The following is a 25,195-nucleotide window of genomic DNA, read 5'->3' as shown; positions in this document are numbered from 1 at the left end:
TTACAGACTTACTCACGGATCAATAAATCCTCACGCTTTCAAATCGATAGTCCGGCCGGTTTCGGCGGCGCGGTAGATCGCCTGTAGCAAGCGCACGTCACGCAGGCCCTCTTCGCCGGTGATGTGGTCGGGTAGTTTTTTACCGTCGATCAAGTCTTTACAAACGCCATCCATGTGCGCTGCCTGGTGGTTGACAACGGGCTTGTCGATAGGCCCTTTGCTGGTGCGGCCTTTCAGTGGGCCGTAGCCAAACGCGGGGCTCAGTTCAAACCAACCATCCTGACAGGAGGCGTACAGCCGCTCGACGCTCGCGGCATAGCTTGTGGTCGAGTTGCTGACGGCCCCGCTCGGAAAACGAAACTGCCAGAACATCGTCTCTTCGACCTCTTTAAATTTCTGCGGGTCGGTTTTGGGCGAAAACTGCGCCGTTACCGAGATGGGTTCTTCGCCGGTAACGTACCTAGCGCCCTGCACGGCGTAGATACCCACGTCCATCAGGGGGCCGCCACCGGCCATGGCTTTCTTCAAGCGCCACTGATTCGGGTCGCCCGAGCGAAACCCGTCGCTGCTTTCGATGAATTTGACCGGTCCGAACACCTTTTGCTGACCCAGCCGCATCACCTCCTGCGTGAAGGGCTCGTAATGAAGCCGATACCCAATGGCTAGTTGCCGATTGGCCTTTTTACAGGCATCGATCATAGCCTGACAATCGGCGACAGTGATGGCCATGGGTTTTTCGCAGATCACGTGCTTTCCCGCCTGCGCCGCCCGCACCACAAACTCACGGTGCATGTTGTTGGGCAGCACCACGTAGACCACATCAATGTCTTTGTTGTCGATGATGCGGTCGAAGGTTTTGTAGTCGTAGACGTTTGCCTGCGGAATGTTGTATTTCTGCTTCCACTCCTCGGCCTTTACCGGTGTGCCCGTCACGATACCGGCCAGCCGACAATGCTGCGTCTGTTGCAGGGCCGGTGCCAGCAGATTTTTGCTGTAATAGCCCAGCCCAACGAGCGCAATGCCCAGCTTTCGGCCTGGTTGTCCCGATTCTGTCTGAAGGGGACGGCCCAGCACATCGGTGAGCGTGGGAAGCGTAAGTGCCGAAGCGCCGACCGTAGTCAGAAAGCGCCGCCGCGATTGACTGAGCGAGTTAGTCATATGGCTGAAAACTGGAAAGGTTCACGGCCAAAAGCGCCGTCGGCAATCGCTTTACCCGTTGTCTGAGCATGAAAACAGGAACGTACCCAACTCATTCAGGTACGTTCGCTGCTGTTTACTGTTCAAGCAAATACGCCTTGATGAATCCGTCGAGGTCGCCATCCAGCACAGCTTCTGTGTTAGACGTCTGGAAGCCGGTGCGGTGATCTTTTACGCGGCGGTCGTCGAGTACGTAGCTCCGGATCTGCGACCCCCACTCGATCTTCTTCTTGCTGGCTTCGATTTCGGCACGGGCCGCGTTGCGCTTCTCGACCTCGATCTGGTAGAGTTTCGATTTCAGCAGCCGAATGGCTACCTCCTTATTCTGCAACTGGCTTCGCTCCTGCTGACATTCGATGATGATCCCCGACGGTTTGTGTCGCAGCCGCACGGCCGTTTCCACCTTGTTCACGTTCTGCCCACCGGCTCCACCCGACCGGAATGTATCCCAATCGATGTCGGCCGGGTTTACGTCGATTTCGATCGTATCATCAACCAGCGGATACGCATAGACCGATGCAAACGACGTGTGCCGCCGGGCGTTGGAATCGAACGGCGAAATACGCACAAGCCGGTGCACCCCATTTTCCGATTTCAGGTAACCATAGGCCAACGGGCCATCGATTTCGATCGTGGCCGATTTGATACCCGCCGTATCGCCATCCTGGTAATCGACTTGTTTGACGCCATAACCATGTTTTTCGGCCCAGCGCATGTACATTCGGTAGAGCATATCGGCCCAGTCCTGGCTTTCGGTACCACCCGCTCCGGAATTAATTTCGAGCACCGCCGAGAGTTGATCCTCTTCGTTGCTGAGCATTTTCTTCAGTTCCAACTCGTCGAGCGTCACCTGAAGTTTGCGGCCCTCCGCGTCGACTTCGTCTTCGCTCACTTCGCCAGCGTCGTAGAACTCGTACAGCGTTTCCAGATCGCCAAATTCAGACAGGAGCTTGTCATACCCGCTGATCCAGCCTTTCAGACCACGTACCTGTTTCATTACCCCTTCGGCGCGGTCGGCATCGGTCCAGAATTCGGGCTGAAACGTCTGCTGTTCCAGTTCGCCCAATTGTTGCTTCTTATTATCGTAATCCAGATACCCACGCAACGCCTCAACACGGCTCCGCAGGTCTTGTAATTGTTCAGTCGTCATGTATATCGGATGGGAACGCGGATTAGGCGGATGGAGCGGAGCCCCACGAATGTTGATGCCAGTTGCCAGCTAACAATCCGCGAAGATCCATTCCATCCGCCCAATCCGCGTTCCAATTGCTACTACAAAAATAGAACAAAAGCGGGCGGGCGTTGGGTTTGGCCCCGGCTCAACTTTTAAACATACCTTTGTGTTGATAAAACAGGGCATTGCTTGTCATTCGTCGTCATTTGTAGTCATTCACCGTGGCTCGCAATTGACTCTACCGAATGACGACAAATGGCCATAAATGACTCATTTTATTCTAAATAGATGGCTTCGCAATACGATCTAATCGTGGTAGGAAGCGGACCGGGCGGCTATGTAGCGGCTATCCGGGCTTCGCAGTTAGGCTTGAAAACAGCCGTTATTGAACGTGAAAGTCTGGGCGGTATCTGCCTCAACTGGGGCTGTATTCCCACAAAAGCCCTGCTCAAAAGCGCACAGGTTTTTGAATACATCAAGCACTCGAAAGACTACGGCATCACCGTAGGCGACTCGTCGGCCGATTTCAGCGCGGTGATCAAACGCAGCCGTGGCGTGGCCGATAGCATGAGCAAGGGGGTTCAGTTCCTGATGAAAAAGAATAAAATCGACGTCATCAGCGGCACTGGCAAAGTGAAACCCGGCAAGAAAGTCGACGTGACCGATAAAGACGGCAAAACGACCGAATATGCCGCCAAGCATATTATCATCGCCACGGGTGGCCGGGCTCGGCAACTACCCGCTGTACCCATCGACGGCACGAAGGTGATTGAATACCGGAAAGCGATGTCACTCGAGAAACGGCCCGATACGATGCTAATCATCGGTTCGGGGGCCATCGGCGTTGAATTTGCCTACGTATACGCCAGCATGGGCACTAAGGTGACCATCATCGAGTTTTTGCCTAACATCGTGCCGGTTGAAGACGAAGACGTATCGAAAGAGTTGCTACGCCAGTACAAGAAGCTGGGCGTCGATATTTATACGAACTCGGAAGTAACGAAGGTCGACACGAGCGGAAAAGGCTGTAAAGTGTCGGTGAAAACTCCCGACGGCGAGAAGTCGTTCGACGCCGACGTGGTTCTGTCGGCTGCGGGTGTGGTGGCTAATATCGAGAACATCGGCCTCGAAGAAACCGGCATCAAAACCGACCGGGGCAAGATTGTTACCGACGATTTTTACAAAACCAACGTAGACGGTTATTACGCCATTGGCGACGTAACGAAGGGGCAGGCACTGGCGCACGTAGCCTCGGCCGAAGCCATCATCTGCGTGGAGAAAATCGCCGGATTGCCGCACGTTGAACCGCTGAATTACAACAATATTCCGGGCTGTACGTATTGTACCCCCGAAATTGCCTCGGTTGGTTTCACCGAGAAAGCAGCCCGCGAAGCTGGCTATGAGTTGAAAGTGGGTAAGTTCCCGTTCTCGGCATCGGGCAAAGCCAAAGCATCGGGTGCCTCTGAAGGCTTTGTAAAAGTGATTTTCGACGCGAAGTATGGCGAATTCTTGGGTGCTCATTTTATCGGCAACAACGTAACCGAGATGATCGCCGAAGTCGTTGCGGCCCGCCGACTGGAGACGACCGGTCATGAAATTTTGAAAGCCGTTCACCCGCACCCAACCATGTCGGAAGCGATAAAGGATGCTACCGAAGCAGCTTATGGTGAGGCCATTCACTTGTAGGCGTATAAGTTACCAGTTGCTTTAGTAGTAGATCATATGAAAGCCCAATTAGGTTATTATACCCAATTGGGCTTTTTTGTTAATATATTATTTAAATAACTGACTATTAAATGACTAGCTGATACAAAAACAAGCCTTTAACAAAAAAGCATGAGTATAACGGCGGAAAATCACCCATCTATCAAGTAATTTAGCGTATACTTATCCATAAATTTGGCCGTAACCTGCGTACTTTCAATCTGTTTACATCATGTCAGCAACTAACGACGATCAGCCCTCTTCTTTTCAGGCTAAACGTGGTTTATTAATTGGTGGCCTGCTCCTTTTTCTGGCAGGCGGTCTGTATTGGTTTTATACTACCTCTGTCTCAACGCTTCATACACCAGCATCAGGTTCCATTACAAAATCGGCAGAAAAGGCGGCCGAAGCGACTCAAGCTACCACGCCTGAGGTGAAAACGGCCCAAGAATTGCCCGAAGTAGCCAAAAATAGTGTCGAGACGGAGGCGGAAGAGGCAGCTACAGTAGTCAGGTATAAAGCCGCCCCGCGGGAGCGAACGGCCAAGCGTTCAGTCAACACAAACCCGGATGACCTAGAGCTGGCTGGAAAATCAGCTAGTGTTGTCGCTGCGCCTGTTGTTATTCCTGCGCCCGTCGAGAAGCCCGTTGTCGTTGCTGCACCGCCCGTTGCCCCTACGATGAAGCCCGAGGTTACCCCCGCTACAAAGCCGGCTGCCATTGCCGCGGCTCCGGCGAACAAACCAGCGCCCTCCGTGCCTACTGCCAAACCTAAAGCTGGCGTTCCCGGCGAACTGAAACCCGTTGCTCAACCTGCCCCACCTCCCGTTACGGTGAGCGCAGCCCCTATACTTAAGCGCAAGGCCAAAAATGACGAAGATGTTGACGTCGACTTTTAGTAGACTGACCCTTCGCTAATACTTATACAACCACCTAACGATTTGTTGCTCTACCCAATGTATACCTCACCTTTGCGTCGTTTCATTTGGTTCATCCTGCTTTGCTTAAGCACCAGTGCAGTATGGGCCCAGGAAGTGCAGGCGCCGATCGTCTACGATGGCTATCGGGGCGGTTTTGATATTGGTTCTCAAGGCGTTAAGCTGTCCATCATTGGCTTTTACCACCGAGAAGGTAAGCTAAAATACAAGCTCGTCTACGACCGGCAGGAAACGGTGGGGCTGGTAAAAGGCATGGAGCTAAACAACGGAAAGCTTCGGGCGGCAGATATTCAGGATGCTGTAGCGACAGTACAGGAAATGCTGAAAGACGCCAGCGAAACCTATGGGATGGCCCCGCGCGATTTTATCATCTATACGTCGTCGGGGGTCAACCTCGCCAGCAACGTTGCCGATGTCGACGCGCTGACCCAAAAGGTTTTGGGTATTCCCACAACCACCAACATGCCAACTAAGGTTGAAGCTACATACAGCGTACGGGCGGGATTGGCTCGTGAAGACTTCGATAAGGCGATCCTGATTGACGTGGGAGGCGGAAACCTGAAAGGTGGCATTTTGCAGCCCTACATCAGTGCTTCGGGATCAACCCGCTACACGTTTAAAGCCTACACCATCGAGCATGGTGCCCGTCGGGTTTCTGAGCGGGTTTTGTTGCGCCAGAATGACCCGGTCAAGTATCAAAGCGAACTACGGACGATGGTAGAAGACTCCATTGCCCCGTTGATCCGGATGTCGCTGAACGATAACCCGGAGATCAAGACGGTAACCCGTTCTATTGTTTATCTGACAGGCGGCGCGGCTTACCAATTTATTACCTGGCGTTTTCCGGAGAAAGTGCAGGAAGAGATTGTCGAGTTTACGATGAACGATTTCAACCAGTTTCTCGACATGCTCAACTCGCCGACGGGTTGGCTCGATTGGCAGAGTCGTACTTTCACCAAGGTAGAAGATCCCAAACTGCGGGAGTTGATGGAGCGCGACCACGCCAAAGCCACCAAAAAGGTGTATAACCGCGAAGGCTGTCTGGCAGGTACGTTACTGGCTCAGCAACTATTCCGCGAGATTGGCAACCTGAACACCAAGATGTTCTACTTCACCCGAGACGCTTACTGGATCAATGCGCTAGTCTTCGACACGTACAAGGGGGAATTCAAGAAGTAACGTACCCAGAAATAGGGAGCAGCCGTCTGATCGGGAAGTCATCGCAACTCCCAGATCAGACGGCCTTTTTATTTACAACTCAATACCAATGGCTGCCATCAGTTGACTGGCGTTGAAGCTCTGACAGATACCGGGGCGCAGTGTATAGTCGAATGTAACCTGCCCATCGTGAATGTCCGACCGGAAGTGATAGTTCTGTACGTAATCAACGGCATCGCCCATCTGCCCTAATTCGAGGTCGTGCGTGGATACAAAACCAAGGGCACTTGTGCGATGAAGCTGCCGGATCAGCGCTTCTGCACCTTTGTGCCGATCTGTTGAGTTGGTTCCTTTCAGAATTTCATCCAGAAAATACAGCACCGGTAGCGGCGACACGTTGGCGTTTTTCGGATCGGTTAGTTCAAGCAGGGTACGTAGACGCTTCAATTCGGCGTAGAACGACGAGGTGTTTTCTTCCAGCGAATCCTGCGTACGCATGCTGGTATACACCTGTACGGGCGCACACGTAAGCCGCCTTGCGGCCACTACGCTCCCCGCCTGCGCCAACACTACATTCAGGGCTACCGTCCGCAGAAACGTGCTTTTCCCCGACATATTCGAACCTGTGATGAGCACTGTTTGCCCGGAGCCGCTCACCGCCAGCGAATTGGTTACCGCTCGTTGGGGCGCGATGAGCGGGTGGGCCATCTCGGAGGCTTCCAGCACCGGGTAAGTCTCGTCTACCAGATCAGGGTGAGCGTAGTCGGGGTGGGCGTAGGCAAAGCCGGCCAAGCTGTTGAGGCTTTCTGCCTCAGCCAGGGTAGCCAGCCAGGTAGCCAGTTGAGGCCCATGTTTGGCTCGCCAGCGGTTCAAAGCGACCAGATAATGAACATCCCAGAGCGTGGGCAGGCCAACAAACAGGTAGAAATAGGCATTCTGGCGGAAATTGAAATTTTCGACCAGGCGAGCCAATTGAGCAATGGCTGTTGACGCATGCCCCTGTTCGACCTGAAGCCGCTGCTTCAGATCGCGAATCAGCAAAGCGTCGCCGGGCATGTTCTCCACAAAGCGGAACAAGTCAGCAAAATCGGTCAGGGCACTGGCGATGTCGGCGGTCTGGGTGCTCACCTGTTTAGTCGTGTCCTGCAATGGGCTAAGCACCGCCCCGTGCAACCCCAAAGCCGCCAAAACAACCCAGCCAGGTACGTTGCCCAACAGCCAGAGTCCAAACACACTCAGTGTAAGTAGCGGCAACACAAACCGAGCAGCATTGGCCCAGCCTGGCAGCGGTGTCTGCCCGGTAGCCCATGCACGCAACCCTTCCGGCGACAGCCCGATACGCTCGTTCAGTTTGGCCGTAGCCTCCAGTTCCTGCCGCCAGTCGATGTGTGGTTTTAGCGCCGCTACGGCTTGCTGACGCAGAAAGATGTGCTCAGGGCGAGCCGGTTGTAGCAGGTAATGGGCCAGCCGGGCGGCACCTTCGTGCGTGTGGGTGCGGTTGAGCAGGCGATACAGGGAGTGTTGGCCAAACAAGTCTAGATCCTGCGCGTAGGCATGGTTAGCCGGCGCGTAGTTGAGGCCAGTTTCGGGGCGCGTATACTGCCGGTTGAGTCGCCCTGCTTCGTCGGCGTTGATGGTGGCTAGATTCAGGTGGAGATCCCGACGACGACGCACGGCCCGGTGCCAGACCATCAGGCGGGCAAACACAACCAGCCCGACCACAGCGACAATGAATCCCCAACTGGATTGGCCGTTGGTCCACAACAACCAACACGTACCCAGCATACCAAAAAACCAAATAAGCCGACCAATGGCTAGCCTATTGTGCTGCTTCTGGGCCTCGGCAGCGACCGTTTCAAACTGATGTTGACGTTGAGTAAAAGGGAGCATACGGTGGGCCAACGCTCCAGCGCTGGTATAGACGGCTACGTAATGTGGCTATTTCCAACGCTGGAGCATTGGGTACGCTATTTCTCACAATCGGGGCAAACTCCCTGAATCAGCAGGTTTGTTTCCTGACGTTGATACCCGTTGGGCAAGGCAATGGTTGGAATGCGCACGTCGTCGAGGCAGGTGGTCTGTCCACACTGATGACATTTGAAATGAACGTGGTCGTGGTGGTGATCATCTTTACCGCAACTATGCCGACAGAGCGCGTATTTGGGGTCGCCGGCGTCGTCGAGCACCCGGTGCACGATGCCTTTGTCGACAAAGGTTCGTAGCGTCCGGTAAATCGTTACGCGGTCGTGGTCGGGGCCAAGGCGCGACTCAATGTCGCCATGCGCCAGCGCATGGTCGCTCTGCATGAACAGATCGAGCATTTCCACCCGATTGGTTGTGTGGCGGAGGTCGTGTTCCTTCAGCGTCTGTGCGGCGGTCATAGAAGAAATGTCATTGATCTTCGCCGTCATAAATAGTCAGTCATTGTCATTTGTAGCAAAAAACCATAAATGACTACTAATGACGGCGAAGCTCAATGACCATTAATGACGTTGTTTACGTTTTCAAACTGCAATTTAACCAGATTCGCATACAGACCGTCAGGTACGTTGGTCAGTTGCTCGTGGGTACCCTGCTCGGCAATCAGGCCGTCGCGCAGGACGTAAATCTGGTCTACGCTACGGATTGTCGCGAGCCGGTGTGCGATGATTAGTGTGGTACGGTTGTGCATCAGTTCATCGAGGGCTTCCTGCACCAGCCGCTCCGATTCGGCATCGAGCGACGACGTGGCTTCATCCAGAATCAGAATGGCCGGATCTTTCAGGATGGCGCGAGCAATGGCTATGCGCTGCCGCTGACCACCCGAGAGCTTCACGCCCCGCTCGCCGACGATGGTTTGCATACCGTCGGGGAACGAATCGATAAAGCCCAACGCGTTGGCCCGCCGGGCAGCGTCACGCACATCGGCCTCCGTGGCGTTGGGTTTGCCATAACGGATGTTTTCTTCGATGGTACCCCCAAACAGCATTACTTCCTGCGGCACCACGGCAATGTGCTGTCGGAGCGTCGTGACGTCGAGCGTGTTAATGGGCCGACCATCGATTGTGATCTGACCACCGGCCAGCGGATAATACCGCATAAGCAACTGCACAATGGTCGATTTACCAGCCCCACTCTGCCCTACCAGCGCGATCTTCTTCCCGGAATCGACGCGTAATGAAATGCCTTTCAGCACCGGCATATCGGGCCGGGCCGGGTAAGAGAACGTGACGTCGGTAAAGGCCACATCGCCGGTGATGGGCGCAGCCAATACAGGCTGTGCCTGATCGACATCGACCTCCGACTCTTCGTCCAGAATATCCAGAATACGCTCCGAGGCACCGATTGTGCGTTGAATTTGGGCGTACATATCGCCCATACCGGCCACCGAGCCACCGATAAAAGCGGTGTAGAAAATAAACGACAGCAGGTCGGCAAAGGCGATCTCGTTGCTCTGCACCAGATTCCCGCCGTACCAGACAATGGCCATGATGGCACCAAACATGGTCGTGATCACAAATGAGACAAACAACCCCCGGAATTTGGCCGTCCGGAGCGCCGTATTGACCATCTTCACCAGCGCACCACTGTACCGGCTAATCTCGAACCGTTCGTTGGTAAATGCCTTCACCACGTTGATCGACTGCAACGTTTCTTCCACAATCACACTCGCCGCCGCCAGTTGATCCTGCGACTCTTTCGACAGCTTACGGATAAACCGACCAAACACGATGGCCGCGACTACAATCACCGGGAACGTACCCAGCATGAAGAGCGTCAGTTTCCACGACACGTAGAGAATAAAGGCCGTACCGCCCAATAGTGTGGCAATCTGCCGGAAAAACTCGGCCAGTGTAATCGAGAGTACGTCCTGTAGCTGCGACACGTCGGCCGAGAGGCGGCTGGTCAGTTCACCCACGCGCCGCTTTTCCATAAACGGAATGGGTAGTGTGATGATCTTGGCGTAAACGGCACGCCGCACGTCGGCCATAGCCCGCTCGCTGACCTGCGCCGAAAAGAAAATCCGGAAAAAGGAAAAGATAGCCTGTAACACCAGCACGCCGCCAAACAGCCCAATCACTTGATTGAGCGTGAACGGCGATTTGCCCTCGATTACTTTGGTTACTTGCCCAATCAGCGCCGGAAACACCAGCGTCGATGCTGTCGACAGCGCCAGAAAAACGCACATCAGCACAAACTGCGTGCGGTAGGGCCGCACAAACCGGAACATCCGGAGGGTACGTTTCAGGCTGTCGCCCGTAATCTTCTTCTTGTCTTCTTCCGGCGTTTCCTCACCGAAACCTCGTCCTCGTTTTGCCATTCCTTTTTGGAATGTACAATGCACAATGTACAATGCGGTCCGCCGCTGCGGTATAATGGCTCCGCTCATCGGACCCCTAGGGTCATTAGCAACGCACCATTATCATTGTCCATTGTAGATCATACATTCAATCTTCGTCTTTTTGCCCTTTGTAGCCCGACTGTTCGAAAATTTGTCGGGCGTTGGCATTCTGCATTAATTCCTGAATGGATAACTTCTTTTCGTCGAAATATCGACTCACGATGCGCCAGCCGAGCCAGTCGCCAATGCGGCCGGGGCAGCGGCTACCGATCTCGGCCGTAAAGGGGCGCTCGCCCATGTACCGCTTTTTGATCTCACCGTTCGTATTGTACAACAGTTGATTGTCGATAAAATGTGCCCAAACCACGTCCTGCATATTAAACGTTTCGGTTAGTTGGCGGTCTGAGTAACCAATGAGTAAACTATCGGGGGTTTCGGGTAGCATGGTCCGCGTAAAAACCAGACTTTTACCGTTATAGACCATGTCGGCCAGCAATGTCTGATCGGCGCGGTCTGAGGCGTTGTACCGATCGGCAATCAACCGCACGATCGTTGGCACAATGTAAGCCTGCTGGTAACGGCGCAACACGTATTGTGGAAACTCTTCACCAACGGGCCGGTATTTGGCTTTCGGTCCGGCGAAGTAGTCAAGCCCAATCACGATGAGGCTGTCGGTCACGAGCAGATCGGGGCCCATGAAACCCGTAATCATCGTGGCCACGCGGGGCGGTTTGAAGTCGGGGAAGTCGCGGCTGATGTTGGTGAACGCTTCGGTAAGGCGATCGCGCAACAGGGCGGCATCGTCGCCAAATTCGGCCTGCGTCTGCTGGTACAGCAGGTTCAGCTCGGGGTTATTAACGCGGGTGATCAGTTCGGCGACGAGGGCAGTATCGCCAGCGGGGCCTTGGGGCGACTCACCCACGTTAAAGTACAATTCGGCGACTGTTCGATTTTTGGTCAGAAACGCCTGCATGGCTGCGGACGATTTTGCCGAGAACAGGGCTTGATCGAGCCGGTCAATCGTAACCGGTTCACGTTTGGTACAGGAATTGAAGAACAAAACACAAATAAGGCTCAGACAGCCTATCAACCCATAGGTACGTCTGACTGAGCTGACCCTAACTCCCATGCGGATGGCGCTTTAGCTATCTTGAAAACGTACAAAATTATGCAAAAAGTTGCAGTAGCTGGCCTGATGCTGAGTTGTGTGCTAAGTCTGAGCACCTTGTTACCGGCAGAAGCGCAGGTTCGGCGGAAAATAGTCAAACCCAAATTCTCGACTCAGTCAGACGTTGACCGGGCCAACGCCGAGTACCTGCGCGAACGGCAGGCCCGCAACGGTAACCCTGATTACCAGAACCCCGCCCGCCTGATTGAGATGACGTTCCGGTTTGCGCCCAGTATTTCGTTCAACACCGTTGAGGGGTCGGGGGCGTATTCGCAGTTCGATGCCAATGGCGTGGGAGCACGCATGAGTATTGGCCCTTCGCTCGATTATTTCTTCTTCAAAGATCGCTACGCCTTCGGCACGGGGCTCTGGTATACGGTCAAACGGTCGGCGTTTACGGTACCGGGCTCGTTTGGGCAGGAACGTTTTGTGCCGGGCCGCCCCACAGGCGAGTCGGTGTATAATCTGCAATACCTGCAAATTCCGCTGACGGTGAAAATGTACGCCAACAACATCGGCCCTAATCTGCGTGGGTACGTTCAATGTGGCGGGCTGATGGACATTAAACTCGCCGAGAAAGCACTCGACAAAACAGCCAACGCGCTTTATAAATATGCGATGGCGAGCGGCAGCTACGAGCGGCAATACACCCTGCTAGACCTGGGCGTGTTGCTTAGCGCCGGGGTTCAGTACAAAATCAATACGGTCAACGCGCTGAATCTGGGACTCAGTTACCAGCGTGGCCTTACCAGCGTCATGCGCGACGCCAACCTCGATGCCCGCAACAACACAGTTGCCGTAGAACTGGGCTTTAAGTTCTGAGTCACTCCCCCTATTCGTCAAACAAAAAGCCCCGAACGGTACGTTCGGGGCTTTTTGTTGCGGTTTCTATGTATCAACCTTAGTGCGTTGCAGGTACGTCGACTGATTGGTTCTCGAGGTTGAACAGGTCGTTCAAAACGTCGATAAGCGTTTCGGCTTCGCCCCGTTTGCAAGCGGCTTTCAGTTGCAGTACGGGTAGTTTCAGCACTTTTTGCATGATACCGCGGGTGATCTTATCGACTTTCTCCGACTCGTCGGTTGAGAGGTGCTTCATGTGCCGGGCAATCTCTTCCTTACGGATCTGCTCCAGCGCATTTTTCAGCTTGTTGATCGTTGGCGATACCATCATCTCCTTCGACCAGTCGCCAAACTCAGCCACCGATTGGCCAATGATCACTTCGACCTGCGGAATCGAGGCGAGGCGGCGGCTCAGTGCTTCGTCGGTCCTGTTGCGGATATGGTCAATGTTGTACACCAACACACCCGGAATCTGCTCCACAGCGGCGTCGATGCTGCGCGGCACCGAGAGGTCGATGAAGTATTTGTAGGTCAGCACGGTGATGTCGCGCAGTAGCGTCGGCGTGAACAGCGGTTCGTCGCGCTGCACAGCCGAAATAATCACATCGGCTTTCTGCACTTCGGTAGCGAGCCGGTCGAAAGCGGCAAAGCCCAGGTTCAGTTCCTGTGCCAGTTCTTCAGCCTTCGAGCGGGTCCGGTTGCAGAGTACCACGTTTTTGATACCCCGGTTCACCAGATTCCGGCACACATCGGCACCAATCTCGCCGAGGCCAACGACCAGTACAGCCGGAGCAGAACGCTCGCCAACCAGTTCGTCGATCAGTTCAACGGCCGCATACGATACCGAGGCAGCTCCATCGCGAAACGACGTTTCCTGCGCTACCCGTTTGTTGGTAAAGAAAATGGTGTGCATCAGCCGGTGAATGAACGGCCCGGCCAGATCGAGATCGGCCGACCATTGGTACGACTGCTTCACCTGATTGGGGATCTGCATGTCGCCAATAACCTGCGAGTGCAGCCCCACGCACACTTCAAACAAATGCCGAACGGCCTCGGCGTGCTCCGGCAATTGCTGGAAATAAGGCAGGTACGTATCAGTATCGGTGAGTCCTTTTTCGATCAATAACAAACGGGCAATTGCCTCGTTCTGATCTTGGGCACTGGTATAGTATACTTCGGTCCGGTTGCAGGTTGAGACAACCAGCAACTCCGACAGCCCGAAGAAGTCGCGCAGGCGGTGCATTAGCCGCTTGGCTTCATCTTCGTTGAGTGCAATTAGCTCACGCACAGCCAGTGGGGCCGTCTTGTGAGATAAACTAATAGCTTTGAAAATGTCAAACATAGCCTAAACGCTTAGCCAACAACCAAACGCGGGTACAAAATTACAGTACAGAACTAGTAGAGTAAACCAGAATTAATGGATCAAGCCTATTTAGAATCAGTACAAACTAATACCTGAATTCTTGGCTAAATCCAACTTGTTTGATTATCCTGAAAACACCCGGCTATACGGATCAGTTCTGAGTTTCGTTGCTTAGATAGCGACAGAACGAGTAAATTGTAATTAATAGCCATCGAAACGTCAATTCTGGTCAATGAAGCGACGGCCGGTGTCTATTGTCCGCCTTCATGCTCAAATCGTTCGATATATATAATCAGAATAACGTACTGAAAATTATTGTGGCTGTAAACCTGCTGCTGGTTGGCACGGCGTCGTTGCTTTTCACGAACCGGATCATCAACAAGCTGGAACAGCGCGAGATGCAGTACGTGCAGTTATACGCCAAAGCGCTGGGGTACGTGATCCAGCAGGCCGACAAGCTGGAAGACGTCAACTTCGTGGTCACGGATATTATCCAGACCAACGAAGCCAACGCCATCCCGACGATCTACGTTGACGAGCACAACGAACCCGCCCAGCACCGAAACATCGACTTCCCGGCCAACCTGACCGACTCACAAAAACACGACTTTCTGACGGAGCAGGTGAAACAGATGCGGCTCGATCATTACCCGATCCGGGTCGATATGGATAAGGGCAATTTCGGGCTGATCTATTACAGCAACTCGCGGCTCCTTCGCCAGCTGAACTACTTCCCCTATGCGCTGCTGGCCATTCTGGGTGCGTTGAGCATCCTGGCGTACCTGTCGTTCAGCTCGTCGCGGCGGGCCGAACAGAACCGGGTCTGGGTTGGGCTGGCAAAAGAAACGGCGCATCAGCTGGGTACGCCGCTCTCCTCGCTGTTGGCCTGGGTCGATTACATGCGCACCGATCCCGACCATTATGAGCCCGAAGTGACCGACGAGATTGAGAAAGACATCAAACGCCTCGAAACTATCACGGCACGCTTCTCGAGCATCGGGTCGATTCCAACGCTTAAAGAGGAAAACCTCGACGAGGTGGTTACGCAGTTTACCGATTACCTCGCCCGCCGCATCTCGACCAAGGTAAAGATGAGCGTGGAAAGCAACCTGCCCGCCACGCTGACCGTGCGTATCAACCGGCTGCTGTTTGAATGGGTGATCGAAAATATCTGCAAAAACGCCGTCGACGCGATGGCTGGCGTAGGCGAGCTACGCCTGCGGATGTTGCCTCTCCCCCATGATGAAGTCGCGATCGACATTACCGATACGGGCAAAGGCATGACCAAAGCCAACATGGCCAAGGTGTTTACGGCGGGCTTCAGCACCAAAAAACGGGGCTGGGGCCTGGGTCTTACCCTCGCCAAACGCATCGTGGAAGAATACCACAATGGGCGACTGTTTGTAAAAAGCTCGGAGTTGGGCAAGGGTACCACGTTCCGAATCGTCCTCAAGCGCGAGCCGGGTACGTTGCCCGAAGTGGCCGTTCCGCGCAAAAAAAGGCCCTCACTGCTCACGCTGCGAGGGCCGAAGAAAGCGGCGTAACCGTCAAGCTTATTCTATCGCGCACTGATCGGTACGTTGATGGTATCCGTTTCGACGACGTTGCTGACGCGTAGGCCCCGATCCCGAATCCGGATCTGGAATTTGGCAGGCACCATCCGAAACGGTCGAACGTAAGGGAATGTCTGGCTAAAATCCAAGTTGCCTTCGATGGCTCCGCGTTGCCCGTCGCGGGTCATGCGGGGGAAGTACAATTTCTGGTTTACTGAAGCAGGCTGCTCCACGTATTTGCCGTCGAGCAGATAGAACGTGCGCAATTCATAATTACCCCAGGTTTCTTTGCCGAAAAGCGACCGGATACGGGCCGTATCGAGCGTGTTCTCGCCCATATCGCCCGTGCCATCCTGAAACCGAATCGACAGGATGACGGAATCGCGTTTGGACGCGCCAACGCCCGTGCCGGCTTCCAGCTCATACTTGATAGGCGGCCCAACGACACTGATCTCTGGTGTATCGCTGTAATCGGGCTCCACATAACAGGCAGCTACGGCCACCCCAAGGGTGCACACCAGGGCAAGTTGCTGAATTAGTTGTTTACGCATCGTGTTCTAAACCTACTGCTTATAGTTTTCAGGTTAATCGTCTCCAGTTCTCGGTTGTGTATTGACCCTTCCGGCGCTCATTGCGTTGCCCCAGAACGACCACTCAACGCTGAAAACTAAAAAACTTTTGTCTCGTGTCTTCTTCTTTATCTGGCGAACGTACCCAATTGCGCGACCGCATCCGGCAGGTTACCGACACTGATTTCGAGGCCGTAGCGCTCGATCTGTTTCAGTATCAGGCCCGCAACAATCCGGTCTACAATGCTTACCTGCATCACCTGCGCCGCAACCCGGCCAATGTACAGACGTTGGCCGACGTTCCGTTTCTGCCAATCAGCTTTTTTAAAACACAACGTGTGCTGATCGGCGAAACCAACCACCAGACAACCGCTTTTGCCAGCAGCGGCACCACCGGCGCAACCACCAGCCGCCATTGGGTACCCGATTTGGCCCTCTACGACGACGTGTCGATCCGGTTATTTGAGGCCCGTTACGGCCCGCTCGCCAATTACCATATTCTGGCATTGCTGCCGTCGTACCTTGAACGAAATAACTCGTCGCTGGTGTATATGGTTCAGCGGTTTATGGAGCGATCGGGCTCCGATTTGTCGGGTTTTTATCTGCACGATACCGCCGCGCTGACCAATCACCTGCGGGACCTTGCCGATGCTGCCACCCGTAGCAACGTACCCAGCCGCCGTGTGTTGCTGATTGGTGTTACGTTTGGCTTGCTCGATTGGGTCGAAGCCACGCCCGACCTTCGTTTTTTGGCCGACCTACCGGGATTGGTGGTCATGGAAACGGGGGGCATGAAAGGCCGGCGCCGCGAACTCCTGCGCGATGAAGTGCACGCCATCCTGACCGAGGCCATGGGCGTTCCGGCTATTCATTCCGAATATGGCATGACCGAACTGCTTTCGCAGGCGTATTCATCAGGGGCCGGGGTTTTCCAGCCGAGCGCCACGCTCCGCATCCGTTTGCGCGACCTCAACGATCCGTTTCATCTGTATGCGCTCCCCGACCCAGCCAGCCTTTCGCCGGAACGTACCCGGCAGACGGGCGGCGTCAATGTGATCGATCTGGCGAATCTGGATTCATGCGCGTTTATCGAGACGCAGGACCTGGGGCAGTACGTAGGTATCGATGGCTCGTTCCGCATTATGGGCCGCTTCGATAACAGCGACGTGCGGGGCTGTAACCTGCTGGTTCTGTGATGATATGCACTTACCAATGAGAAGGTTACGGGCCTGATCAATGATTTTTCTCTATACTCTATAGATATATAGGCTATTTGATAACTAACGGCAAACACTCCACATGAATCGGCGTTGATTGACTTGTAATCAACACAACGTCATGAAAAAAATAGCAGTGGGTATGAGCCTGATGATGGCTCTATGTGCGTCGGGAGTGGCGCAGGCCCAAAACCGCATGGACAACAATATGGTCGGTAAAATGAGCAAGACGGCTTTCGACCAAAAGAATAAAGAAGGAGCCGCGACCGTCTCGAGTATCACACCGACTAACACGCAGCTTTCATCGGCCGATCAGGACCTGATGATGCAGGTTGCCAAAGGCGGTATGATGCAGCTTGAAACAAGCAAAATTGCCGTTCAGAAAGCCTCAAGTCAGGAAGTACGCGAATTCGCCCAGGCTGAAGTCGACGAACAAACGGGGCTGTCCGATAAGCTGAAAGAAATTGCCGCAGCCAAAGGTGTCACGCTTCCGTCGGGGCCCGACGCTGAGTTGCAGGATATGCTCGCAAAGATGCAGAACATGTCGGGCGCGGAGTTAGACAAGCATTACATACAACAGCATGCCGTGAAAGGTCACGAAAAAATCGACCAGGTTATGTCGATGGTACGGAGCCAGGCTAAAGACAGCAACCTGAGCGCTATCGAAAAAGCAGCCCATCCGCTGGTGAAAACACACCTGAAAGTAGCCCGCGACATGCAAAGTAAAATGATGAGCAACAACGCCGGTTCGCGGTAAGCGCGCTTTGCCAACGTCCAGTAGCATTAACAGCCCCTTCAACGTCGTGTTGAAGGGGCTGCTTGGTTAAACGAACACCTAATCGTTCCAGTTAGAGTCAGCGGACACCAATTTGAATGTCCGTTACGCATTGTGAGGGACGTTCCAGATCAACAAGAGTGTACACTTCACGTAGGTTGCCCGAATAAGCATAGCCTTGCTGATAAAAAGCCGCGAACAGCACCTCATACATCGGCATGAACGTATCCCAGGCCCCAGCATACGTGAAGGTTGTGCTACGAAAGGCCGGGATAGTGGCAAACATAAACCCATCCGACAACGTACCTGGCTCGGGTTCATGAATTGGCAGGGCGATGGTGAGCGTAAACTCATTGGTATCGTCACCAGTAACGCCTTCGTAGATGTATTGAATCGGTCCGGCGATGGTGAGTCCAAGACGTGTAGCGTCATCATACAACTGAGGCGGTACGTACCCAAGTTGCGGCACTTGGGGCAACGTTGCTTTCGTTGTGAAGCACAGGGCGGCAAAGGCAGGTACGTCGATGACGCCGAGCGTGGGCATCGCAATAGGCTGGGTATCTGTTGTCATGGTCGAGCTTGATTTAAGCGAACCCCACAAAGGTCAGCGGGGCGGGTGACAACAGTATGTCAGGAGGGTAGTTGGTACATCCTACCTACGGGCAACCATCGCTAGCTCCAATGCGCCGCTGCCTCCTGCGCGTAGGCTTGTAGCTTGGCCCGCAACTCCAGCGGCGATTCGAGGCGGATGCCGTTACCAAACATGAGGAGCCATCGACAGAGCCCTTCCGTCGACATGGTCAGGAAACGCATACGTACCTGACCATCAAGCATTTCTTCATCAACGTACCCGTGATGGTACCGTTGCACCTGCGCGTGAAGCGCCATCGCCTCGTCAAAGCAAACAAGCACTTCGGTGAGCTGAGCCGTGAACTGCAACGTACCCAGATACTGACTGAGCGATAGCCGGTCGCGAGCCGGAAACGGTTGGCCGGTGTCTGTAAGGCGCACAATCCGGTCGGTTCGGAAATCGCGGTAGGCCTGCCGGAGGTGGCACCAGGCAATGAGGTGCCAGCCAACGCCGTAGTGGAGCAGACCGATGGGCTCGATCTCGCGCTCGGTGTCGGCTTTCGCATAGGGCCGCTGGTAAACCATCCGAAGCCGGTGCCGGGTCACAATGGCCGCCTGAATAGTTGATAGCATCCCACCATCACCCGGCAGCCTAATTGCCGCCCGCTGCACGGCAATCTGCCCCGAAAGATCGTCGATATGGTCTTTCTCGCCGCGTTTCAGGACTGACTTGATCTTGTACAGCGCCGATTCGAACGCTTCGCGCACCGAGCCGTCGGTATACTGATCGACCAGTTTGGCGCCGAAGAGCAGAGCACTCGCTTCGTTTTGGCTGAACATCACCGGCGGTAAGTGGTAATCTTCCAGAAAATAGCCCACACCCGCCTCAGCCCCGATTGGCACGCCGGCTTCTTCCAGCGAGCGCACATCCCGGTAAATGGTGCGCAGGCTTACATTGAACCGGTCGGCAAGTTCCTGTGCCTTCACTACCCGTTTGGTTTGGAGGTGAATCAGAATGGCCGTTAGGCGATCGAGGCGGGGCATGAAAACGAGTTTTGGTACTACATCAAAGCAACTATGGGCGTCTGGCAGTCACGCCCCCCTATTTATTCAGAATCGCTTCCTGAGCAGACAAGCCAGTTGGGGCAAGTATACACAATCGCCGTCAGCCCTTTCCTGTCCTGATTCAGGAACATGACACCGGTTCGACGTACCCCGTTTACATAGAACGAATTGGCAGCGAGCTCCGTACCTACGTAGTTTCAGCAAAAAGATTAGGTAGGCAGTTGTTTCCTTACTTCTAAACCGCGTATTTCGATTGCCTGAAAAAAGAGGGAAGCGCGCAACAGGTTACTAAATAAGTGCCCTCGCCAACTAAATAATCGTTACATCGAATACAGTTTTACAATTTATGGCCAAACTCATCATCATTGATGACGAAAAGAGCATTCGGTCCGCTCTCCGCGACATCTTAGAGTATGAAGGCTATGAGGTTGACGAAGCCCGAGATGGTGAAGAAGGCCTGGACATGGTGCTTAAACACCGGTACGACGTAGCCCTCTGCGACATTAAGATGCCCAAAATGGACGGGCTGGAAATGCTTCTGAAAGCCACCGAGGCCGAACGCGGTACGCAGTTCATCATGATTTCGGCGTTCGGCAACGTGGAAAATGCCGTCGAGGCAACCAAGCGTGGCGCGTTCGACTTCATCACGAAGCCACCCGATCTGAACCGTCTGCTGGTAACCGTGCGGAACGCCATCGAGAAATCGAAGCTCGTGGCCGAGACCAAAACGCTTAAAAAGCGGATCTACAAGATCAATGAGATCGTGGGCGAGTCAGACCCAATTCGGAAAGTTAAGGAAACCATCAACCGCGTGGCTGCCACAGAGGCACGCGTGCTCGTGACCGGCCCCAACGGGTCGGGTAAAGAGATGGTCGCCAAAGGCATTCACGAAAAAGGCAACCGGGCCAGCATGTCGTTGGTGGAAGTAAACTGCGCGGCAATTCCGGGCGAACTGATCGAAAGCGAACTGTTTGGCCACGAAAAAGGCGCCTTCACGGGAGCCGCAGCCCGCCGCATTGGCAAGTTTGAACAGGCCGACGGCGGTACGTTGTTTCTGGATGAAATTGGCGATATGAGCCTGTCGGCGCAAGCCAAAGTGCTGCGGGCCTTGCAGGAAAGCAAAATCACCCGCGTGGGTGGCGACAAGGAAATCAAGGTCAACGTGCGCGTGATTGCGGCAACGAACAAAGACCTGCGCAAAGAGATTGCCGACGGCAATTTCCGCGAAGACTTGTTCCACCGCCTCAGCGTCATTGTGATTCATGTGCCGCCCCTGGCCGAACGCCGCGAAGATATTCCGCTGCTGGCCGACAAGTTTCTGCACGACATCGGCAACGAATACAATTCGGCACCGAAAGAAATTGCCGACGACGCGATGGTCTACCTACAATCGATGCCCTGGACAGGTAACGTGCGCGAACTGCGGAACGTGATCGAACGGCTGGTCATCATGTGTGGCGACGTCATCACGCTCGACGACGTGAAAATGTACGCCTAGAAAATTCGTTAAAACGGACCGTGGTTCGTTGTCATTAGTGCGCCCAAAACGGGCAATCGATGACAACGAACCACGGTCCGTTTTTATGCCTTACCACTTAGTAAATTAAAACGGCATTAACTCAAGTAGAGACGAGAGTCGGCATGGGTAAGCCGGTAATTTGGGGGTTTCTCTTTCTATCCCCCTGTTTACTATGGTCAATCGTTTACTTGTACTTGGTCTGTTGCTCATCGGTTCAATGTTGTCGGCCGAGGCGCAGCAGAAACCGTATCAGTTGCTGATGCAGGACGAAAAAGTCCGCTACAGCGATGTCAAGAAGGCTTTCGAAAAAGCCCGCGAACTCGACGAACGAGCCAAGAAAAAAGCCGTGCGGCAAGCCCGCCGCAAAGGCCTCCCCGACCCGGTTTTCGAAGAGAATGAAGAAGAAGCCAAGTTTTATCGCTGGGAGCGCTGGCGGCTGCGGCACCTGGCGCCCGATGGCACCGAAGACGTAGCTGGCCCCGCGCAGGAATTCACCCGGTTCGAGGCACAACAGGCGTCGGCGAGCCGGGCAGCCTCGAAAAACGCCCGTCAGGCAGCCACACCGGCCTGGCGTGAGTTGGGTCCGTTCCAGACACAGACAACAGCCGCTTACAACAACGCAGCCCATTACCTCTACGGCTACAACGTGGGGCGGCTCGGAGCCGTAGCCTTTCACCCTACCGACGCCAACACCATCTACACGGCAGCGCCGGGACGCAACAGCATCAACAGCGGTGGCATCTGGAAAACCACCAACGGCGGCACAAGCTGGACTCCACTTTTCGATCAATACCCCAACATGATCGTGACCGACGTAGCGGTGTCGACCAAAACTCCGCAAACGGTGTATGCGACCGGCAACCTGTTTGCCGCGGCAACAGTAGGCGGCGGTCTGGCTGGCTACGGCATCGAAAAATCGACCGACGGGGGCAGTAGCTGGCAGCATATCCCCTTTCTGGTGCAGTATGAGACAAACACCAACGGCAGCAAAGCCTACGTGGGCCGGGCGCTGTCGATAGAAATCGACCCCGCCGACGATCAGCACCTGATCGCCACCACGCAACGGGCCATCGTGTATTCGACCAACGGCGGTCTTTTGTGGCAGAAAGCCACCACACCCGTAGCCGACCGCCTCGCCGACTACGTCGATATTGCCTTCAAGCCGGGCGACCCACAAACGGTTTACATTAGCGGAACAGGAAAAGAGCAGGTACTGCGATCCACCGACGGCGGCAAAACATTTACGCAGCTACCCCTACCCGACGCCGTAGAAGTAGGCACGGTGGGCCGGGTCGAACTGGCGGTGTCGGCCGCCCAGCCCGATTTCTTATATATGCTCACCACCATGGGTACCGAACGGCATGGGGGGCTGTATCGCCTCAACACCGCTACCGGTGAGTTGAGGACCATTGTAGCGCGCGGAAAAAGCTTTGCCTCCCAGCAGCAAACCCGCGACGACACCCAGTTGTACTACTGCCTTTCGCTGGCCGTATCGCCAACCGATACCAGCGAAATTCACGTGGGTATGGTGCCACTCATGTCGACCTTCGACGGGGGACGTACCTGGGAATACCGGCACAGCTGGGCAACCAGCCGGGCGGGCGATGTACACTCCGACGTGAGCAGCCTCGATTATCAGCCCGGAACAAACCGGTTGTTTGTTACCTCCGATGGCGGCCTGAATGCAGCCACGGGCAAGCGGGGGGCAACTTTCCGATTTTATGACAACATCGCCGTATCGCAGATCTATTTTCTGGCGCAACCCGCCAGCCTCTCCGACCGGATGGTTATTGGTTTGCAGGACAACGGCACCAAGATGTACGAAAATGGCCTCTGGAAACAGGTCGGCGGCGGTGACGGCATCAGCTGCCTGATTGACGATGCTAACCCGTCGGTGTATTACGTCACCTCGCAAAATGGCTATCTGCTTCGGTTTACCGGCCCTGCCAGTTCATCGTACATCACTCCCACAGGTGTTACCGACGAAAACACAAGCTTCTACACCCCCATTGATTACCATCAGGCGACGAAAACCCTCTTTATTGGGTCGAATACGCTCTGGCGAAAGAACGAGAACGCCTTTAGCTCGGCCTGGGAGCGGGTGAAAGATTTCGATAGTAAAGAGACGATTCAGGATGTGTTTGTAGCCCCGTCGGATGTCAAAACGATTTATGTCCGCACTTACAGCGCCACGACCAGTTACCGCCTCTACGTAACCACCGACGCCGGCCAAACCTGGGATAAGGTACTGGGCGATGGGTTCGATGCCTACATCACGGCGATGGCGATCCACCCGCAGGATGCCAAAACCATTTATGCCTCGCGCTACCGAACGGCTTCGCCCGCTGGCTATTTCATGATGAAATCGAGCGATTACGGACGTACCTGGACGGATATTACGGGCAATTTACCCAAAGTCTCGGGCAACGCCCTGACCGTGCAGGAAGGTACCGACGAAGGCATTTACGTGGCGATGGATCAGGGCGTTTATTACAAGGATAACACCATGAGTCAGTGGGTGCGGCACGGAACCGGACTACCGAATGCACCCGTGTACGACCTACGCGTCGATTACGCAGGCAGCAAACTAAAAGCCGCCTCCCACGGACGGGGCGTTTGGGAGGCCGCCTTGGCCGTCCCGGTTGGGCAGGTTACGTCGCTAACCACGGCTAAACGGGAAGTGTGTGCTGGTTCATCCATGGCTGTAAGTTATCAGGTTACGAAGGGCGCTACGGGCGTCAATACCTACGCCGTTCAGCTGTCTGATGCCAGCGGGTCGTTTGCTACGCCAACGCTACTCACCAGCACCACCGCAACAGCCATCGATGTAACGATTCCAGGTACGTTGGCGCGGGGCACAGGCTATCAGATTCGGGTGTTGCGCAACAGTAATATCGCCACGGCCGATACGTCCGATGCGTTTTCGGTATTGACATTGCCCAAAGCCACGCTTAACGGACCGGCGGAAGTCATCTACGGCAACCCTGCCAGCCTGACACTCAGTTTCGATGGGTCGGGTCCCTGGTCGTATCAGCTTACGGGCGATGGCCCCCGCACCACCACCACTACCCCCGTTGTTCAGTCAGTCAACCTAACCGAAGGCACTACTTACCAACTGACGAGCCTCAGCAATGTCTGCGGGGCGGGCACGGTGACCGGGATGCCGCGCGTTATGGTCATTCCAACGCTGGCGGTGCAAACTGTTAGTGCGACCGAACTGTGCGCGGGGCAGAGCAGCTCGCTCACCTTTGTGCAGGGCGGCAAGTTCAACGCCTCAACCAGCTATGTGGTACAACTCTCCGACGCGGCAGGAAACTTTACGACGCCCGTCAACGTGGGCGCGGGGGCACAATCGCCGCTCCCGTTCACGATCGGTGCTAGTCAGGCAATGGGTAGTGGTTACCGGCTACGCGTGGTAGGTAACGTAAATGAAAAGCTGGAACTCACCGCCAGCCCGGCCTTTGCGGTCGATGTAAAACCCACCGCCAGCATCGTAGCTGCGGGCGACTCAAGCGTTTTACAAACCTACGAAACCCGCCTCCGCCTAACCTTTACCGGAACGCCGCCCTACCAGTACACGCTTTCCAATGGCGTCACCGGCAGTTCGGCTACGGCCACGACCGAAGTCATAATCAAACCGGATCAGACCACTGTATACAGAGTCAATAATGTGTTGAACGGATGCGGTGTCGGCACCGTATCGGGGCAAGCCCGAATCACGGTCATTCCGTTGCTGGCGATCGAGCCCAACGCCCCACCGGTTGTGACCCTATTGCCTAACCCGGCGGCTGAACTGGTGCGCGTCGAGAGTAACCTCAGCGGCCCCCACGAGTTGGTGCTGTTTGATGTGAGCGGGCGCGAACAACTCCGCAAGTCGTTTCAACGCAACACGGAAGTCGCCGTTCGGGATTTGGGCAAAGGCATCCACGTCTACCAGATCATCACACCCAAAGGTGCCGTAGTCGGCCGCGTGCTGGTGGAATAAATGAGTTCAATGGTCAACGTCCAAGGTCCAACGTGGCTGACGCCTGAACAAATGCGCGTCAGCCACGTTGGACCTTGGAC

The 25,195-nt window shown here is 54.7% G+C and carries 19 protein-coding genes; 9 read left to right on the top strand and 10 right to left on the bottom strand.

All coding sequences use genetic code 11. The features are described from left to right. Window positions 1-30: 30 nt before the first annotated feature. Both ACAW74_RS13215 and prfB read right to left on the bottom strand, forming a co-directional pair. The gene (locus tag ACAW74_RS13215; protein WP_370698686.1) at window positions 31-1,158 is read right to left on the bottom strand and encodes a Gfo/Idh/MocA family protein; all 1,128 of its coding nucleotides are present in this window, start codon (window positions 1,156-1,158) and stop codon (window positions 31-33) included. A 115-nt stretch (window positions 1,159-1,273) separates the two neighbouring features. Continuing rightward, complete coding sequence (gene prfB / locus ACAW74_RS13210) at window positions 1,274-2,347, bottom strand: peptide chain release factor 2 (RefSeq protein ID WP_370698685.1); 1,074 nt, start codon at window positions 2,345-2,347, stop codon at window positions 1,274-1,276. Between the two features lie 312 nt (window positions 2,348-2,659). Here prfB and lpdA point away from each other — a divergent pair, with 312 nt between their 5' ends. The 3 genes from lpdA to ACAW74_RS13195 all read left to right on the top strand — a co-directional run bounded on the left by lpdA (window position 2,660) and on the right by ACAW74_RS13195 (window position 6,191). Continuing rightward, window positions 2,660-4,057 carry a dihydrolipoyl dehydrogenase gene (lpdA, locus tag ACAW74_RS13205; RefSeq protein ID WP_370698684.1) on the top strand — a complete coding sequence of 466 codons (1,398 nt, stop codon included), beginning with the start codon at window positions 2,660-2,662 and terminating at the stop codon, window positions 4,055-4,057. A 250-nt stretch (window positions 4,058-4,307) separates the two neighbouring features. Beyond that, complete coding sequence (locus ACAW74_RS13200) at window positions 4,308-4,973, top strand: hypothetical protein (protein ID WP_370698683.1); 666 nt, start codon at window positions 4,308-4,310, stop codon at window positions 4,971-4,973. Window positions 4,974-5,045: 72 nt separating this feature from the next. Continuing rightward, entirely contained in the window at window positions 5,046-6,191 is a 1,146-nt protein-coding gene (locus tag ACAW74_RS13195) for a hypothetical protein (protein WP_370698682.1), read from the top strand. A gap of 72 nt (window positions 6,192-6,263) precedes the next feature. Here the strand turns inward: ACAW74_RS13195 and ACAW74_RS13190 are convergent, their stop codons facing one another. The 4 genes from ACAW74_RS13190 to ACAW74_RS13175 form a co-directional block, all read right to left on the bottom strand. Beyond that, the gene (locus ACAW74_RS13190; RefSeq protein ID WP_370698681.1) at window positions 6,264-8,060 is read right to left on the bottom strand and encodes a MutS-related protein; all 1,797 of its coding nucleotides are present in this window, start codon (window positions 8,058-8,060) and stop codon (window positions 6,264-6,266) included. 77 nt (window positions 8,061-8,137) lie between these two features. Then, entirely contained in the window at window positions 8,138-8,551 is a 414-nt protein-coding gene (locus tag ACAW74_RS13185; RefSeq protein ID WP_370698680.1) for a Fur family transcriptional regulator, read from the bottom strand. A gap of 92 nt (window positions 8,552-8,643) precedes the next feature. Next, a complete protein-coding gene (locus ACAW74_RS13180; protein WP_370698679.1) occupies window positions 8,644-10,470 on the bottom strand; it encodes an ABC transporter ATP-binding protein in 1,827 nt (608 codons plus the stop codon). A 127-nt stretch (window positions 10,471-10,597) separates the two neighbouring features. Beyond that, window positions 10,598-11,620 (bottom strand): gliding motility protein GldB-related protein, encoded by a 1,023-nt coding sequence (locus tag ACAW74_RS13175; RefSeq protein WP_441656237.1) that lies wholly within the window; start codon window positions 11,618-11,620, stop codon window positions 10,598-10,600. 39 nt (window positions 11,621-11,659) lie between these two features. Here ACAW74_RS13175 and ACAW74_RS13170 point away from each other — a divergent pair, with 39 nt between their 5' ends. Continuing rightward, complete coding sequence (locus tag ACAW74_RS13170; RefSeq protein ID WP_370698677.1) at window positions 11,660-12,481, top strand: porin family protein; 822 nt, start codon at window positions 11,660-11,662, stop codon at window positions 12,479-12,481. A 79-nt stretch (window positions 12,482-12,560) separates the two neighbouring features. Here ACAW74_RS13170 and hemA read toward each other — a convergent pair whose 3' ends face one another. Next, window positions 12,561-13,841, bottom strand: coding sequence for a glutamyl-tRNA reductase (gene hemA / locus ACAW74_RS13165; protein WP_370698676.1), 1,281 nt, complete (start codon window positions 13,839-13,841; stop codon window positions 12,561-12,563). Window positions 13,842-14,128: 287 nt separating this feature from the next. Here hemA and ACAW74_RS13160 point away from each other — a divergent pair, with 287 nt between their 5' ends. Beyond that, window positions 14,129-15,406 (top strand): sensor histidine kinase, encoded by a 1,278-nt coding sequence (locus ACAW74_RS13160; protein ID WP_370698675.1) that lies wholly within the window; start codon window positions 14,129-14,131, stop codon window positions 15,404-15,406. Between the two features lie 14 nt (window positions 15,407-15,420). On the opposite strand, the gene ACAW74_RS13155 is transcribed toward ACAW74_RS13160, so the two are convergent. Then, window positions 15,421-15,966 (bottom strand): hypothetical protein, encoded by a 546-nt coding sequence (locus ACAW74_RS13155; protein ID WP_370698674.1) that lies wholly within the window; start codon window positions 15,964-15,966, stop codon window positions 15,421-15,423. 134 nt (window positions 15,967-16,100) lie between these two features. On the opposite strand from ACAW74_RS13155, the gene ACAW74_RS13150 reads away from it, so the two are divergent. Beyond that, window positions 16,101-17,180: an acyl transferase gene (locus tag ACAW74_RS13150; RefSeq protein ID WP_370698673.1), complete on the top strand. Its 1,080-nt coding sequence runs from the start codon at window positions 16,101-16,103 to the stop codon at window positions 17,178-17,180. 142 nt (window positions 17,181-17,322) lie between these two features. Then, complete coding sequence (locus tag ACAW74_RS13145; RefSeq protein ID WP_370698672.1) at window positions 17,323-17,958, top strand: DUF4142 domain-containing protein; 636 nt, start codon at window positions 17,323-17,325, stop codon at window positions 17,956-17,958. Between the two features lie 97 nt (window positions 17,959-18,055). Here the strand turns inward: ACAW74_RS13145 and ACAW74_RS13140 are convergent, their stop codons facing one another. Both ACAW74_RS13140 and ACAW74_RS13135 read right to left on the bottom strand, forming a co-directional pair. After that, window positions 18,056-18,547, bottom strand: a complete 492-nt coding sequence (locus tag ACAW74_RS13140) for a GyrI-like domain-containing protein (protein ID WP_370698671.1) — start codon at window positions 18,545-18,547, stop codon at window positions 18,056-18,058. Window positions 18,548-18,648: 101 nt separating this feature from the next. Then, window positions 18,649-19,590 (bottom strand): helix-turn-helix transcriptional regulator, encoded by a 942-nt coding sequence (locus ACAW74_RS13135; protein ID WP_370698670.1) that lies wholly within the window; start codon window positions 19,588-19,590, stop codon window positions 18,649-18,651. Between the two features lie 367 nt (window positions 19,591-19,957). Here ACAW74_RS13135 and ACAW74_RS13130 point away from each other — a divergent pair, with 367 nt between their 5' ends. Together ACAW74_RS13130 and ACAW74_RS13125 are read left to right on the top strand one after the other, a co-directional pair. Then, complete coding sequence (locus tag ACAW74_RS13130) at window positions 19,958-21,109, top strand: sigma-54-dependent transcriptional regulator (protein ID WP_370698669.1); 1,152 nt, start codon at window positions 19,958-19,960, stop codon at window positions 21,107-21,109. Between the two features lie 193 nt (window positions 21,110-21,302). Next, a complete protein-coding gene (locus tag ACAW74_RS13125) occupies window positions 21,303-25,115 on the top strand; it encodes a T9SS type A sorting domain-containing protein (protein ID WP_370698668.1) in 3,813 nt (1,270 codons plus the stop codon). The last annotated feature ends 80 nt before the right edge of the window (window positions 25,116-25,195 follow it).

The organism is Fibrella musci (assembly GCF_041321105.1).
GTDB classification, from domain to species: domain Bacteria; phylum Bacteroidota; class Bacteroidia; order Cytophagales; family Spirosomataceae; genus Fibrella; species Fibrella musci.
The sequence above is the reverse complement of the archived record's forward strand: the minus strand, read 5'-3'. Positions and strand labels throughout refer to the sequence as shown.